We start from the raw sequence: 14,617 nt of genomic DNA, 5'->3' as shown, positions 1-14,617 counted from the left end.
GCTTAACATAAGTTTGGTGGGATACGGGGTATAGCGCAGTCTGGTAGCGCGCCTGCTTTGGGAGCAGGATGTCGGGGGTTCGAATCCCTCTACCCCGACCAAATTTTTGTATTTATGCTTAATTTTTAAGCATAAAAAATAGTAAATTTATCATATCAAGATAATTAATTAGGTACAGCAAGATATATTTGTACTATTTTTAGCATTGCTAGCATTAGAAAATACAATAAATTAAATCAACACACTATAGATAATAGCTTTAAACTTTAGGAACCTAGCCCTGTTATTTAAATTTTTATAAGATGATAATTTTTCAGGAAAGCGCCTGTAGCTCATCTGGATAGAGCATCGGCCTTCTAAGCCGAGGGTAGCAGGTTCGAGTCCTGCCAGGCGCACCAAATTTTCCTAATACCTCTTGATGTCTTATGGTGGACGTAGCTCAGTTGGTAGAGCCCCGGATTGTGATTCCGGTTGTCGTGGGTTCGATCCCCATCGTTCACCCCATTTTTGGGCCGTTAGCTCAGCTGGTAGAGCAGTAGACTCTTAATCTATTGGTCGATGGTTCGATCCCATCACGGCCCACCAGTAAAATCAATTAGCTTAATTCTTCTCGCATTGATAAATGATTTTTATTTTCTATTAAGCACCATTCATCTTTGAATAGTTTGAATTATAAAGATCAGCTATAGTAGCAAATATAACAATAACTAATCCGGAAAGTGTTACTAAAATCGCGTCTGCTCCTATTTTTATTAGAATAACATAAAAACACACTTTTAAAATTTCCTCTTCCTACGACCAAAAACGTGAACCTACAAATCAAAGATCATCTCTAAGATTTTCCTCTAATTACAGAGGCTTAAACCTTTTTTAACTTGCTTCAAAATTTTTATTCACTAAACTGAAAAATGCATTGAATTTTATCTAGGAGATCGAGATGTCTCTTGTTAAAGGAAAAGCCGCTAAAACTTCTAAAGGATTTTCAGCTAATGTGAAACAAGAAATTAAAGCGGGTAAGCCTCAGAAGCAAGCCGTTGCTATTGCTTATAGCATGACTCGAAAAAAAACCAATAAAACTAAAAAAAACAAATAACTACTTCAAATATCGAGATTATTTGGGAAGTAATTCTTTATGAAATAGAGCGGCCTGTTTTTCGCCTCATTAAAGGTTCTTCCCAGATATTCGCCAATGATACCTAAGGTAAATAGTTGTATGCTACCTAAGAATAAAATAACCACCATTAAAGAAGGATAGCCTCTAGCAGGATCGCCAAACAATAGAGTTTTACTAATGATGACAATCCCATAAATAAATGCAATGAAAGCGGTGATTAAGCCCAAATAACTGGCCAATTTAAGTGGCATGATAGTAAAAGAAGTTATTCCTTCTATAGCAAAATTCCATAGTTCAAAATAGCTCCATTTAGTTTTCCCCGCAAAACGCTCATCCATTTTGTAATCAATGCTTTTTTGTGGATAACCTATCCATGCAAATAAACCTTTCATAAAACGATGCTGTTCATTAATTTTTTTTACCGCATCAACCGCACGCCTACTTAGTAGACGGAAATCACTCGCATGACTAGGAATCTGAATTTTTGCTACTGAATTGATAATGTTATAAAAAATATGAGTTAAGTTTCTTTTGATCCATGACTCGATCTGACGATTCATAGGTCTAGCATAAACGATGTCATATCCTTGTTTAGCAATTTGAATAAATTTTGGAATTAATTCAGGAGGATGTTGTAAATCTGCGTCAATAATTATAACAAATTCACCTTGTGCATAATTTAAACCGGCAGTTAAAGCAACTTCTTTACCAAAATTTCGACTTAAGGCCAAATATGAAATACGTGGATCATACTTTTTCAATTCAATAATAATTTTATCAGAACCATCCTTACTTCCATCATCCACATATAAGATTTCGATAGGTTGAGGAATAGATTTTAAAGCTGTAATAAGACGCGAATGAAAATTTTTTAAAACTTCATGCTCATTATAAACGGGAATAATCACAGTTAAAAATATAGGTAAAAAGATATTTTCTTTCATACAGAATGTTTGTTAGGACCGAAGGTCCAATATCGATGTATCAAGAAATTCCAGAATAAAATAATACCTGATGCTAAAATTTGACTTATTATATAAGAATAATAAATTAGAGAGATTTTCATCAATGAGAAATTAAGAAAAAGACCAAATACGGAATTCAATGTAAATCTTACCAAAGATTTTTTATGCGATAAACTACTTTTAAAAGTAAAGTAATGATTTAACGTATAATTAATCAACGCTCCAGCAATATAACCAACAGTAGAAGCCCAAATAGGTTTTATAAAAAGAAATTCAACAAAACTTATCAAAATTGAAAACTGAATCAATGCTGATAGGGCGCCTACTATAAAAAAACGAGAAAATTGTTTTGTGATAGTTTTCATAAAGTAGTAGTGGCTAGTGAGAATAAGAACACGCTTTTCCTTGACATAATAAATAAATAGTTGTCCCCTGTTGACCTAACTTAATATGCTTACACAATCTCCCCAATTTAGGGTCAATTTTATCATTAATTACAAAATAATTTTTTTCCTTGGCAAAACGAGTATCGCGTAAAGGAGGGCTAGGATAAATTAACCTATCGATTTCAGCAATGACACTTAATCCTGTAGCCACGGAATCGTTTGTATACACTGGAAACCTTTTTGTTTTTAGTATAATTTGCTTAGCAGCGACGGCATAATCTCCTCTATAATGAAGCTGATAATAATACATGAGCGCTAATGCAATATACTTGACTAAAATTGCTAGTGCTAACCAACATATAATTGCCTTTAGTTGCCTTTTAGGCAAATGCCAAAGCCATATTGCCAATAATAAAGCAATAAATGGATATAATGGTAGTATATATCGGATACTCGTGTGTGGTACCAACCAATAAGGAATAAAATTAACTAAAGTTATCCCTAAAAGAATTTTCATTGGATAGAGATTAAACGTTATTTTTTCAAATTTTCTTTTAACAAAATAATAAATTAGAAGTCCCGATGCCGGTAAAAAACGACATAACATCTCGAATGGGAAAATTACCACCTGTTGAATATAACAGCGCCAGTTAATAGTATGAAACTTACTTAAAATATCAGTCCACATACCTATTTCGGTTATTTTATGCGAAGCAATATTCCAAAAAAAATAATAAAAAATGGAAAACGTATAAGGCAATAAATTTAGAGGCCTCAACAGAAAATTTTGATTTTTTTCGTCATAATAAATAATGAAAATAAACGAAACTATATAAAATACATAGGCTGTTAATGCTTTGGTCATAAAAGCAGCAATTAAGGCAATTACAGATAGCCAGACAAAAGCATATCGCTGCTCTAAATTTGCTACCCATAAAAAGGAAATTGCACTTACTACAAAAAAAGCAAATAAAGGATCCGAGTAAGCAAGCCAGCCATGATAAAACAAGGCATCGCTAGTAAGGTACACTAATGCAGCAAATAGTCCAAAATGAAGCGTTTTAAATAAGCGATTTGCCAGCCACATTAACATAAAACTTGTAGCAATCGTTGCTAAAGCTGTAACTAAACGCGAAGCAATTAGCATATGCTCCCAGCCTATCAAGCTCGAAAAATAAATGATCAACCAGTTTAAAAGTGGCGGTCGCCAATAAGGTAATCCATAAGTAGTTGGATAAAGAAAGTGATGTTGATACCACATTTCATAAGAGGAAATAGTGTAGGTAGCTTCTTCTCCTATGTATGGAAAAAATAAACTCAGAAAGAAGCTTGCAATGGCTAAACTAAGCAAGCATTTTAAAATAATTGAAAAATCCTTATCAGACATATTCGATATCCAACTTAAATATTTTTAATTATAGCGCCAAGACAGAACCGCTAAGAAAAAATAAAAAACCCCGATAAAGATAAAACTTATCATAAAGCGGCCTTCAGCTTGGACTGCAGAACCAATCATTATCCCCACTAAATTACCTAGTTTTAATGAAGTGTTACCCAAACCCACAATTTGTGAGCGTCTTTCATCTTTAATACCTTTTAATAAAAAGGTAAAAAGTATTAAAGAAATAGCGCCCAGACTTATACCGAGAAATAAACTTAGTACAAACGCTAAATAAGCTTTAGTAACAAAAGCAAAGCCACAGTAGACTAAGCCGCTCATTAACAATGCGGTGACTAGAATCCGCTTTCCCCAAGTCATATACCCTTTCTTATTATCAAGGAATCGACCAAGATTAGGTGTAGTTAAGGACATCATCAACGCCATTAATGCATAAATGATTCCCACTGTTATGTTACCTGAATGTAATTGTTCGACGACATATAAAGAAAAAAAAGGTGTTGACATCCATCGTGCAGCTTGAGTAAAGCAAATTAGAAAAAGTAAAAAATTTTCACCCGGATAAATTTTTTTTATTTTTTTTATGGTGTTTATTATATTTTCTTTGTTAATTGGATTTTCAATTAGAAACTTAGCTAATAAAATTGAAACTACTATACAAATAAACCCGGAAGTCGCAAAAATAGATGAATATCCGTAATAATTAGCTAAAAATCCACCGCAGATAGGACCCACAATGCTACCTAATGCTGTAGCCGATTGTAAACGACCAACTATCCGACTGTGTGCATTAATGGGGGAAATTTTTAATGACCATGCTTGCGCAGCTGCCGTAAAACCTGCTAAGGCCCCTTGTAATAACCTAATCGCTAAAATCCACCATGGATTTTTAAAAGAAATTAATGCCCATTGGGTAATGGCCAATGCAAACCCCGCTCGGAGTATCATTTTTTTATATCCGATGTTCTCACCTATTTTCGTCCAAAACAAGGTTGTAAAAATAGTGGTCAGCATTGGAGCCATATAAATGGCTCCAGTCCAATATTGTAATGTTTTAGCGTCAAAAGAATGGTAAGAAGACAGAATTAATGGCCAATAAGGATCACTCATATCAAGCATGGCAATAATTATTAGCTGGCTAAGAATTATATAACGTGTCTGCTGACACCAGGCAGAATCTGGTGCACCAATCTTCATACTACGTGCTTAATGGGTTCACTATCTGAGAAAATAAACCATCTCGTAAGTAATTTTTTTCCAAGCGCATGCGAAGCAATGCTTTTACTGGCCAATGAGAATTTAAGATCGTATTAAATTCTTTTTTCCAAGTAATTGGGCACATTCGATTTTTTAACGCATAAAACCTTTGCTCTGTCACTTCTCTAACAATTTTCCAAAAAGGCTTTTCTTCACAATTGAAATAATTCGCTAAGAGCAGTACTATTTCACCTAAGTGTAACTGGTATACCGTATACAAAAGCTGATTTCTTACTGTTTCTTTATTTTTTTGTAAATAGGGGGAGTTTTCAGTTAGATCTAAGTCGATACCCATCAACTGCAGACTTTCGCCATGAATTTCTATACCATCAAAATCTCTAGCTATAAATCTTTTAATTTTTCCATCTCTAAGAATAGCTAAAGTGTTTTGCTGATGGCCTTCTAAAGCAATACCATACAGCAAAAAAAGATCCAAATAACTACCTAATACCAAATCCGTATAATGAAGAAAATACCCTAATGCATCCTGATAAGTTAAACAACCAGATAGCTGCATTATTTCGATAAATAAATTTGTTTCACTCAACGAAGATTTTTCAAAAAAAGCAGCTACGACGATAGCTACCTCATTCGTAGCTAGATGACTGGTAATATTTTCACGAAAAATAGCGGTAAAATGTTTTGCCTCATCTATATTTAACTCCTTTAAATGCAAACCGTAAGACTCGGGTAATAACCCTAAACGCCTAGAAAAGTAATCCTCTGTTTCCAGAATTTTTTTTAGAATATTGCTAATTCTCGGCATATTTTTTGTTGATATAGGTGATAATGTTCGTACGATACTCGTAGCTTGCACCGCAACGGGCAGTTTAATATAAGGAGAATTAGTATTCTCTATAGGTAAAAGAGTACGAAATGATAAAGTTGGACTCGCTATAATTTTAGCTTTATCAAAAATAACTATGATTTTATTTTCGATATAATCTTTAAATAAAGGTGATACAAATGTAAAATAATAAACTTGCCAGGGATGAACCGGAAATGGAATATAATTCCTGGCTTCCAAATTATTTTTTTTCAACTCCTCTAACCAACTTATCCATGCGACTGGGTAACATTCACTAAACCATTCCGTAAAATTCGTATTTTGCTGCATAGATTCAATATGGACAAATTTTTTTCGTACTGCTGCTATGTAAATACCTACTTTAGATTGAAATTCGGGCGAATAATTAATAGTATCCTCAATAGTAAAGCCTAGTTTGGTTTTAGCACAGGGATGGTAAGGATGTCCGCTAAATACAGATTGTTCAAATTGCAAAGAACCATTATCGGTTCTTTGCGATGATTTTAATAAATTATTCAGTTGATGATGCGAGTTTTTTTTACTCCGATCAATCAATTTATTTACACTGTATTTTTTCCAAGTTGAAAGTAATGCATTTTGTAAATGATTAGCTATTTCTTTATAAAATTTTAACCACTGATCCATATTCAAAATACTTTCTAGTTCGTTTTTGACGATATCTAACAATTTCAATGGATCAGTTATAGTTTGTTTTAAGGACGTTGCTTTATGCTTCAAAATTAGGCTGTCGAATTGAGTGAATCTTAGTAAAGAAAATAATTTTACTCGTGTGACATACATAAAATAATTTGATCGTTGTAAATCAAAAATCACTGTAGCGTTTTGGTAATGGTAGGGTAAAATACCTTCCCGCAAAAATGCTAGTAACAGTTGTTTTAGAGAATGTTTATTGACTTCGGAAATACATTCATTGATTGAAAAACTAAAGGTATTTGAATAAAGTTTGTATTGTTCACTGAAGTTTATTTCTTGAGCGGATATCCTGTCTATCACATGCATAATTCTTTCCTTAGAATCCAAATCAGATTATCTGAGTAGTATCTAACTACTAAATGTCTATTGATATATATTTAAGGTAGCTATTATTCATGGTTTTAGAGTTGAGTCAAGAATTCCAATTGAACTATTTTGTTTTTTCCTTTTTAATATATGCTTTAAATTATTTCTTGAGTAAGTAAAAATTAAATATGTCAACATTTTTTATATTCATCTTATTACTAATATGTATTCTATTAAATCTATTCAATTATAAAAAAGCCAGCTTAATAACTGGATCAATTTTAATTGTAAGTTTTCTTGCTATAGGTGACGGCTTTTTCCCTGCTTATTTATTACACAATTTACAAATGCCTTATAGTCTATCTACTCCTATCAACTGGGAGAAAACTAACACCATTATTTTATTGGGTGCAGGCACTAGTAGAGATTTGAGTTCTAATAAAATAAAACCCAGCATATTGGCATTTTCAAGAATTACCCAAACTGCAATGCTTTATTATGATTGTAAAAAAACTCATGCTCTCTGTCATATTCTAATAAGTGGCGGGGACCCATTGAATAATGGGAAATCAGAAGCAGAGACCTATCAAGAAAGTTTATTATCTTTAGGAATTGAGTCCAAAGATATTCGATTGGAGACTGAAAGTAAAAATACTTATCAAAACGCTAAGTTTTCAAGTTCTCTCTTAAAAAAACAATATAACAAACAACTTTTATTAGTTAGTTCTGGGTTAGCTCTTAAACGTGCTCTTTTATACTTTTCCTTTTTTAATATACATCCTAAGCCTATCGCTTCAGATTTTATCACTATCCCAATTTATAAATTCCCATTAGGTTACAACTTTGCTATGAATGATTTTGCAATTCACGAATATATAGGGATAATCCGTTTTTATATTTATAATTTTTTGGGATGGAATAAAAAATAATTCTAGCTAAAAGATCAAATTTATACTCATAGCAATTGGATTTTAATGAGCCGCGTTGTTAGCTGCGGGAATGCATGCAAGATACATGAGGATTGTGATTGGTCGGCCACTTATTCAAGTGGGAGAGTATGCCAAGCTAATTATTTTTCTGCTTGAGTATATTCATAAGCTTTTCGCAAACCTTGCAAAACCAAATCTGAGATTAGCGTATCGAATAGGCCAGTTTCTTCATAAAGCTGCGCAAATCCACCTGTACCGATGACTTTAACAACTTCACCATTAAAAACTTCTTTTTTAAATCCTAAAATAATTTCTTTAAGCGCTCCTAAATGCCCATAATAAAGACCACTTTGTATACTTTCACGGGTTGTCCTCCCCATATAACTGTTAGGTGTTTCTATATCCACAGCCATCAATTTTGCGGTATTATTTTTTAGCGCTTCCATACAAAGTCTTAATCCAGGCAAAATGGCGCCACCCAAATAATTTCGATCCCGAGTAATTGCACATAAGGTAGTAGCCGTCCCCATATCAACGACTATCAATGCTTGTTCAGGAAAAGTGGCTATTGCTCCTATGGCATTCGCAATCCTATCTGCACCTACTTCATTAGGATTTTTACAACGGATATTTAAACCAGTTTTGACGCCAGGCTGTAACACAAAATAATCAGCATTTTTAAAGTACTGGAAAAAACTATGCCGCAACGTATAATCATAATTTGGAACCACGGAAGAGATAGCAATCGCTTTAATTTCCGAAGGTTCCAGTTTATTATGCTTGAGTATATTTATTAAAAAAATTCCGAATTGATCGGCTGTTCCTAGTAGAGGGGTCGCGTAGCGAAAACGTAAAATAAGTTTTTCTTTAGCGAATACTCCACATAGCATGTGTGTATTGCCTACATCCAAACATAACAACATAATTGACCCAAAAGGTATAAATAATCAATCACACTATACTTAAAATGCCTGCCCAATGACAATCTCTTCAAAGAAAAATTCTAATTTTAACGCAGAAAAACCTGCTGAAATTATAAAACTCGATCTAAATGAAAACCCCTTAGGCGCAAGCCCCCTTGCAATAGCTGCGGGTCAACAGGCCATGCTTAATTGCCACCGATACCCCGATAACGATGGATTTTCTTTAAAGAAATTTTTATCTGCACATTTAAGTATTCTTCCTGAAAATATTACATTAGGTAATGGCTCAGAAAGTTTATTAGAACTCATTGTCAAAAATACTTTAGGACCGTCAAATTCAGCTGTTATCCCCAGCTTTTGTTTTACAGGTATCTCGAAAATCTTAAAAAAAGCCAATATAGCAGTTAAAATAGCCAAAAATTCACATTCATATCTCTCAGCTGTTAGCTTGCTAGAAGCGATTGAACCTATGACCACAGCAGTTTTCATTGTTAACCCTAACAATCCTACTGGCAACTATATGAATAAGTTGGAGTTGCATTATCTATTGAGACGCCTCCCCCAGAATATATTCGTAGTTATAGATGAGGCCTATGCTGAATACGTCGAAACTGACGACTATCCCGACAGCATCCAGTTGCTGAAGCAGTCTCCTAATTTAATCATTCTTAGAACCTTTTCCAAAATTTATGGTTTAGCAGGATTAAGACTAGGCTATGCCATTAGCGGGCTAGAAATAGCTGCTTCGTTAAATATTGGGTCCTTACCCTTCAGGGTTAACGCAGTTGCATTAGCCGCAGCAGAAGCTAGTCTCAAAGATCAAAAACATGTTAATTCAACCCGTTTATTGAATCGACAAGGGTATCTTCAACTCTCCAAAGGCTTACAAAATTTAGGTTTAGAGGCATTACCTTCATATGCTAACTTTCTATGTATAGATTTGAAGTCGCCCAGCTGGCCCATCTATCAACAGCTTTTGTTATATGGCATATCCGTAAGGCCCTTATATGACTATAGTTTAGCTAGGTTTTTACGCGTTTCTATCGGAACAGATATGCAAAACCAATACTTTTTAAAAACCTTGGAAAAAATATTAATTAAATCGAGTCTCTAGTTAGAACAAGTGCTCCTTAAAGCTATCTTGATAGGTATTTTTCATTTAAAATAGCCTTAGATAATTAAAAATAATAGACTTCGGACAAAAATAATGAGGGCGCTTACCCTATTTCTTTACGAAGCTGTCATGCATCCTAGTATGGTTGGGGCATTATTTCCTAGCTCAAAAAGGCTTGCTTACAGTTTGGCGCAACAAATATCCACCAATCCACCTGGGCTAGTAATTGAGCTAGGAGCAGGAACGGGAGCTATCACAGCTGCGCTGGTAGATCAAAAAAACCTTTTTCATCAACTTATTGTTATCGAGCGATCAGCAAAACTTTCTAATCATTTAACACAGCGTTTTCCTGAATTAAGAATTATCCAAGGAGATGCCCGTCAGTTACATAAATTAATTCATCAATCTAGCCCTGCCCCCATACAAGCTATTGTTTCTAGTTTACCTTTACGCAGCTTATCACCTGCAATTGTAAAAAAAATTGGATCTGAGATTAATCACGTCTTAATAAAAGGAGGTTTATATATTCAGTATACCTATAGTTTATGGGGAAAACCTTTATGCCCCTCACCAAAGCTAAAATTAATCCACCAACTATGGGTATGGCAAAATTTACCTCCAGCTCGTATTGACGTATTTCGTCACGAATGAATATTCCTTTTTCTATTGCAGTAAGCTGCCGTGAAATTTCTTTATTATCTACTGCACAGGAGTTAGCAAAAAAAAACTCCTTGCCATATATAGATTACCTTGAAAGAGAAAGCTGTGATTATATCTTAACTTTAAGCTCGACAGGTTTATATCTTGAGGATGTCAGAAAAGAACTCGGTTCTTTAAAAATCGATTTTACTCAGGGAAAGTTAGCTTATCGATTACATTATATTCAAAATCAAAAGCATTTATTGGCTAAAGCAATTGGATTAAAACCTAATTTTAAACCTATAGTTTTAGATGCAACAGCTGGTTTTGGATGCGATAGCTTGGTCTTAGCCCAGTTGGGTTGCTCAATCACCTTATTAGAACGTTCGACGATCATTTTTCTTTTATTGGAAGACGCTTTAAAACGTGCTTTAAGCCACTCAAAATTTTTACCGCCAGTTAAACTAATAAAAACCGAAGCACTTACCTATTTAAAGCAAGTAATTGCCTGTAAGCAATCATATCCCGAAGTTATTTATCTAGATCCAATGTACCCACATTCTACTAAATCTGCATTAGTAAAGAAGGAAATGCGCTTTCTTCGACGACTTGTGGGTGACGATAATGATGCGCCTAATTTATTAAAATTAGCAATCACATGTGCAAAACACCGTGTTGTAGTAAAAAGACCGCGGTTATCCCCTTATTTAGCAGAAATAAAACCTCATCATAGTATATTCGGCAAACAGCACCGATTAGATGTATATTTAACTCATTTCCTTAACAGCTAAACACAGCCGTTAAACAAACCCGCCCGACCCATATTTTCATCTCTAGCTCCGATATCTTGAGTATTTTTAAATAACGCACAACTAGAATTACTATTATTTCTTTGTGTATTAATTTCAGCCTGAGTTGTATTAGCATCAGCATTAGTGCTGACGACAGGAGTTGAAACTTTCTTATCCGAAGATTCAGGGCTGATAAACTGATCGTTTTCAGATTTAGCCAAATTTTCTAATGTTACCATTTGTTTAGTGTTTGAAGTTTGTACATCTAAACCCTCAACACCTGTTGAACTTGGCAACCTTTCATCAATGTCAGCTAATTGTTCACTTTGAACAAAGTACTCCATTATTCTTTCTATTTGTGTAGTCTTACTTTCAAGGTTATAAGCATATAAATACCAAGCTGCTAAAACAAATGCACCTATCGCTGTACCTATAATTAATATAATCGGAAAAAAAGCTGGCACTACTGCTGTAGAAGCTGCAACTGTCGCCGAAATAGGTCCCCATATAACGAGACGAAAAACCAAACTTCCTGTGCCTAAGCGTTTGATAACAACAACGAACCGATTTAATTTTTTCTTACAATTGGTCCAGATCGGTTGTTCATCACTAAACCGACGTAGTATCCGATCATAGTCCTTTTGTAATATTTTTTTATGACCTCTTTCATCTACTAACACTTTAATCTTTATTTGTAACTCATCGAACCTAACTTCATGGGCTATATTCGCCTTATACGCCGTATAAACACCATAACTAACACCTAATAAAAGCGTCACTCCAGCAATAATAGCCGTTGCTAAGAGACCTATGGGCGTAAAGCTAGTAAATGCGACTGTCGCGGGACAAAGCAAATAAGTAAGGATGACTTTAGCCCCATCTAAGAGCAACCAACCTGCAAATAACGGTAAAAAGCAACCATCAAGAAAACCCATACATATGGCATGATATTTGCTAAAACGACGATTTTTAACAACAGAATGTAAATCTTTCATTAAAGGTGAATTTTTTAATTCTACTGACGAACTTTCATCTTTACTTTGCAAAAATTTTAAAAAGATATTCTGTTTATTTAAAGCAACTATTTTTTTTTCAATAATTCGTTTATGTTGAGTTTCTATGTCATCCTTATTCATATTTTTATTGTTATTATATGTCTGGTGAGCATTTCTAATTTTAAAAATTAATAATGCGGGCAATGCAACCATTAAGGCTATACCCAATGGAATAACCGAAATCATTGCAGCAGTAACAACGGGAGCAATAGGGATAAAATAAAAAATAAACATTAAAATCCAATAAATAAAACTGGCTTGCCCTAAAGCCGCCAAAATAGATGGTATAAATTTTCTATTTTTTTTATCCTTATTTTCCTCTAACGTATTTTCGGAATTATTATTGATTAAATGCTGTACATCATTAAAAATTTTTTTGGCATAATTATTTGTTAAACCAATAGTCCATTTTTTTTTACATCGAATAATTTGAAAATTAATTAGTTCCGCTTCCTTATTTGCTTCCTTATTTGCTTCCTTATTTGCTTCCTTATTTAATAATAGACATACCTTTTCTGTAATGTTTTTATGCAATCTTCTGAGCATTTTTTCTTTTGAATTTTTTTTCAAAAATTCATTTAAAGCTTTAAGTTGTACTCGCTCTTTTCCTGAAGCAAAAAAACGACGCCTCCAGCACGCAATTTTGGATATATCTGGAGGATAAAAATAGGCTGCGGCTTGTAAATACTCGTAAGTAATAGCACCGTTAATTGGCCAATCCTGAGCGATTGTACCCATTTTATCTTTAATATTTTGCTCATCACATGCTTTGAATAAGCGACTAAAATAAAAATAATTACTATTCCGCTCTATATCACGCAATTTACAGTATTTAATAACATAAATGCCTATCGAAACTGCAAAAAAACCGAGGCTTGCCAATGCCCCATCTATAAATGCCACATATTTACTTTCATTAATAACATCAAAAAACTTAAAATCTTTATCGCAAGCGCCTTCAATAACACCCACATTGAAAGAAGGCGTAGCAACAACTTCATCTAAAGAACAAAGGCAACTATTAAAAACCGGAATTTGTGCTTTGGGGCTAGCTAACCAAACTGGATTCTTTTTTAATAGTGATTTTTCTCCCTCTGAGCCTGGTCCTGATAAACGTCTTTTCCTTTCTTCTCTTACTATTTTACTAGAGTTTTCCCCACCAACTTCAGATGTTACTCCTTTTTCCTGAGCAGATTCTTTTTTTACAATGGAATCTTGTGGGTCCATAAGAGCTCCTTTGGGAATTTGGTAGATTACAATTATAAGGTTTTATAATTATTTTTTTATCTTTAGTATATATTAGTTTATTAAAAATATAATTATTATAATTAAAAAAAACAAAATTTTTTTAGCATTTATAATTAAATTTGAAACTTTTTTTAATTGTCGATTTCGTTTACACTTTGTTGTATATGAAATCTTTTTTAAAATGGGCAGGAAATAAACACCGAATTCTTGATAAACTTAAGGCCTATTTACCTAAAACCGATCGCTTAATAGAACCTTTTTTAGGTTCAGCGACAGTTTTTCTTAACACTTCTTACTCTGCCTATCTACTCGGTGATAGCAATCTCGATTTGATCAGATTATATAAATTTCTGCAGCAAGAAGGTCAGTTTTTTATTGATTATTGTCGATTATTTTTTCATGAAAATTATAATACTGCAGAGGAGTTCTATCGTTTACGTCGTTTATTTAATGATAGCAATGAATATCGCAAAAGGGCCGCATTATTATTATACTTAAATAAACATTGCTTCAATGGGTTAGCACGCTTTAATCAAAAAGGCGAATTTAATACCCCTTTTAGTTACTATAAAACTCCCTATTTCCCTGAGAAAGAAATGCAATATTTTTATATTCATGCTAGAAAAGCTGAATTTATCCATGGAGATTTTTTAACCACTCTAGAGCATGTAAAGCAGGGAGATATAATATATTGCGATCCTCCCTATGTTGGATTATCTAAAACCGCAAATTTTACGCACTATACAGCAGCGGGTTTTAGCCATTCACAACAAATATGCTTGGCGAACACTGCTAAAAACTTGGCTGCTAAAGGGATTCAGGTGATAATTTCCAATCACGATACAGAATTTACACGCGATATTTATAAAGATGCAACCATTGTTTCATTCATAGTACAGCGAAATATTAGTAGTAAAGGATCAGAACGGAAAAAAGCCAAAGAACTTCTAGCAATTTTCTCCTAACCTT

The 14,617-nt window shown here is 33.7% G+C and carries 13 protein-coding genes and 4 tRNA genes; 10 read left to right on the top strand and 7 right to left on the bottom strand.

Annotation, left to right across the window (positions count from 1 at the left end; all coding sequences use genetic code 11):
• Window positions 1–24: 24 nt before the first annotated feature.
• From AAHF87_RS05770 to AAHF87_RS05750, 5 genes are all read left to right on the top strand, one after another.
• A tRNA-Pro gene (locus AAHF87_RS05770) sits at window positions 25–101 on the top strand.
• A gap of 220 nt (window positions 102–321) precedes the next feature.
• A tRNA-Arg gene (locus AAHF87_RS05765) sits at window positions 322–398 on the top strand.
• 30 nt (window positions 399–428) lie between these two features.
• Window positions 429–504: transfer RNA gene (locus AAHF87_RS05760), tRNA-His, on the top strand.
• Window positions 505–509: 5 nt separating this feature from the next.
• Window positions 510–585 (top strand) — tRNA-Lys (locus tag AAHF87_RS05755).
• A 352-nt stretch (window positions 586–937) separates the two neighbouring features.
• Window positions 938–1,093 carry a hypothetical protein gene (locus tag AAHF87_RS05750; protein WP_342147563.1) on the top strand — a complete coding sequence of 52 codons (156 nt, stop codon included), beginning with the start codon at window positions 938–940 and terminating at the stop codon, window positions 1,091–1,093.
• 5 nt (window positions 1,094–1,098) lie between these two features.
• Here the strand turns inward: AAHF87_RS05750 and AAHF87_RS05745 are convergent, their stop codons facing one another.
• Genes AAHF87_RS05745 through AAHF87_RS05725 form a run of 5 tightly spaced genes read right to left on the bottom strand, consistent with a single transcriptional unit; the run spans window position 1,099 to window position 6,949 of the window.
• Window positions 1,099–2,058, bottom strand: a complete 960-nt coding sequence (locus AAHF87_RS05745; protein ID WP_342147562.1) for a glycosyltransferase family 2 protein — start codon at window positions 2,056–2,058, stop codon at window positions 1,099–1,101.
• Entirely contained in the window at window positions 2,055–2,444 is a 390-nt protein-coding gene (locus tag AAHF87_RS05740; protein ID WP_342147561.1) for a GtrA family protein, read from the bottom strand. The genes AAHF87_RS05745 and AAHF87_RS05740 overlap by 4 nt, the downstream gene beginning before the upstream one ends.
• 13 nt (window positions 2,445–2,457) lie before the next feature.
• Complete coding sequence (locus AAHF87_RS05735; RefSeq protein ID WP_342147560.1) at window positions 2,458–3,852, bottom strand: hypothetical protein; 1,395 nt, start codon at window positions 3,850–3,852, stop codon at window positions 2,458–2,460.
• 24 nt (window positions 3,853–3,876) lie between these two features.
• On the bottom strand, window positions 3,877–5,061 hold the full coding sequence (locus AAHF87_RS05730) for an MFS transporter (protein WP_342147559.1): 1,185 nt from the start codon (window positions 5,059–5,061) through the stop codon (window positions 3,877–3,879).
• A 1-nt stretch (window position 5,062) separates the two neighbouring features.
• Window positions 5,063–6,949 carry an IucA/IucC family protein gene (locus tag AAHF87_RS05725; RefSeq protein ID WP_342147558.1) on the bottom strand — a complete coding sequence of 629 codons (1,887 nt, stop codon included), beginning with the start codon at window positions 6,947–6,949 and terminating at the stop codon, window positions 5,063–5,065.
• 188 nt (window positions 6,950–7,137) lie between these two features.
• Between AAHF87_RS05725 and AAHF87_RS05720 the strand changes: the two genes are divergently transcribed.
• The gene (locus AAHF87_RS05720) at window positions 7,138–7,878 is read left to right on the top strand and encodes a YdcF family protein (RefSeq protein ID WP_342147557.1); all 741 of its coding nucleotides are present in this window, start codon (window positions 7,138–7,140) and stop codon (window positions 7,876–7,878) included.
• Window positions 7,879–8,018: 140 nt separating this feature from the next.
• On the opposite strand, the gene AAHF87_RS05715 is transcribed toward AAHF87_RS05720, so the two are convergent.
• Window positions 8,019–8,801, bottom strand: coding sequence for a type III pantothenate kinase (locus tag AAHF87_RS05715; protein ID WP_342147556.1), 783 nt, complete (start codon window positions 8,799–8,801; stop codon window positions 8,019–8,021).
• Window positions 8,802–8,856: 55 nt separating this feature from the next.
• Between AAHF87_RS05715 and AAHF87_RS05710 the strand changes: the two genes are divergently transcribed.
• The 3 genes from AAHF87_RS05710 to AAHF87_RS05700 all read left to right on the top strand — a co-directional run bounded on the left by AAHF87_RS05710 (window position 8,857) and on the right by AAHF87_RS05700 (window position 11,345).
• Window positions 8,857–9,915, top strand: a complete 1,059-nt coding sequence (locus AAHF87_RS05710; protein WP_342147555.1) for a histidinol-phosphate transaminase — start codon at window positions 8,857–8,859, stop codon at window positions 9,913–9,915.
• 129 nt (window positions 9,916–10,044) lie between these two features.
• Window positions 10,045–10,566, top strand: coding sequence for a class I SAM-dependent methyltransferase (locus tag AAHF87_RS05705; protein WP_342147554.1), 522 nt, complete (start codon window positions 10,045–10,047; stop codon window positions 10,564–10,566).
• The gene (locus AAHF87_RS05700) at window positions 10,563–11,345 is read left to right on the top strand and encodes a class I SAM-dependent methyltransferase (RefSeq protein ID WP_342147553.1); all 783 of its coding nucleotides are present in this window, start codon (window positions 10,563–10,565) and stop codon (window positions 11,343–11,345) included. Before AAHF87_RS05705 ends, AAHF87_RS05700 begins: the two co-directional genes overlap by 4 nt.
• Here the strand turns inward: AAHF87_RS05700 and AAHF87_RS05695 are convergent.
• A complete protein-coding gene (locus AAHF87_RS05695; protein WP_342147552.1) occupies window positions 11,342–13,627 on the bottom strand; it encodes a hypothetical protein in 2,286 nt (761 codons plus the stop codon). The two genes, AAHF87_RS05700 and AAHF87_RS05695, sit on opposite strands and share 4 nt — an antisense overlap.
• A 176-nt stretch (window positions 13,628–13,803) precedes the next feature.
• Here AAHF87_RS05695 and AAHF87_RS05690 point away from each other — a divergent pair, with 176 nt between their 5' ends.
• A complete protein-coding gene (locus tag AAHF87_RS05690) occupies window positions 13,804–14,613 on the top strand; it encodes a Dam family site-specific DNA-(adenine-N6)-methyltransferase (RefSeq protein ID WP_342147882.1) in 810 nt (269 codons plus the stop codon).
• The last annotated feature ends 4 nt before the right edge of the window (window positions 14,614–14,617 follow it).

It is taken from the genome of Rickettsiella endosymbiont of Aleochara curtula (genome assembly GCF_964030935.1).
In the GTDB taxonomy this organism is placed as follows: domain Bacteria; phylum Pseudomonadota; class Gammaproteobacteria; order Diplorickettsiales; family Diplorickettsiaceae; genus Aquirickettsiella.
Note: the sequence above shows the minus strand (reverse complement) of the source record. Positions and strands in the feature narration are given on the sequence as shown.

Coding starts and splice junctions, on each gene's coding strand:
- AAHF87_RS05725 (WP_342147558.1), bottom strand. CDS start 6,949: ATGCATGTGATAGACAGGATATCCGCTCAAGAAATAAACTTCAGTGAA.
- AAHF87_RS05750 (WP_342147563.1), top strand. CDS start 938: ATGTCTCTTGTTAAAGGAAAAGCCGCTAAAACTTCTAAAGGATTTTCA.
- AAHF87_RS05705 (WP_342147554.1), top strand. CDS start 10,045: ATGCATCCTAGTATGGTTGGGGCATTATTTCCTAGCTCAAAAAGGCTT.
- AAHF87_RS05715 (WP_342147556.1), bottom strand. CDS start 8,801: ATGTTGTTATGTTTGGATGTAGGCAATACACACATGCTATGTGGAGTA.
- AAHF87_RS05740 (WP_342147561.1), bottom strand. CDS start 2,444: ATGAAAACTATCACAAAACAATTTTCTCGTTTTTTTATAGTAGGCGCC.
- AAHF87_RS05700 (WP_342147553.1), top strand. CDS start 10,563: ATGAATATTCCTTTTTCTATTGCAGTAAGCTGCCGTGAAATTTCTTTA.
- AAHF87_RS05745 (WP_342147562.1), bottom strand. CDS start 2,058: ATGAAAGAAAATATCTTTTTACCTATATTTTTAACTGTGATTATTCCC.
- AAHF87_RS05730 (WP_342147559.1), bottom strand. CDS start 5,061: ATGAAGATTGGTGCACCAGATTCTGCCTGGTGTCAGCAGACACGTTAT.
- AAHF87_RS05710 (WP_342147555.1), top strand. CDS start 8,857: ATGACAATCTCTTCAAAGAAAAATTCTAATTTTAACGCAGAAAAACCT.
- AAHF87_RS05695 (WP_342147552.1), bottom strand. CDS start 13,627: ATGGACCCACAAGATTCCATTGTAAAAAAAGAATCTGCTCAGGAAAAA.
- AAHF87_RS05720 (WP_342147557.1), top strand. CDS start 7,138: ATGTCAACATTTTTTATATTCATCTTATTACTAATATGTATTCTATTA.
- AAHF87_RS05735 (WP_342147560.1), bottom strand. CDS start 3,852: ATGTCTGATAAGGATTTTTCAATTATTTTAAAATGCTTGCTTAGTTTA.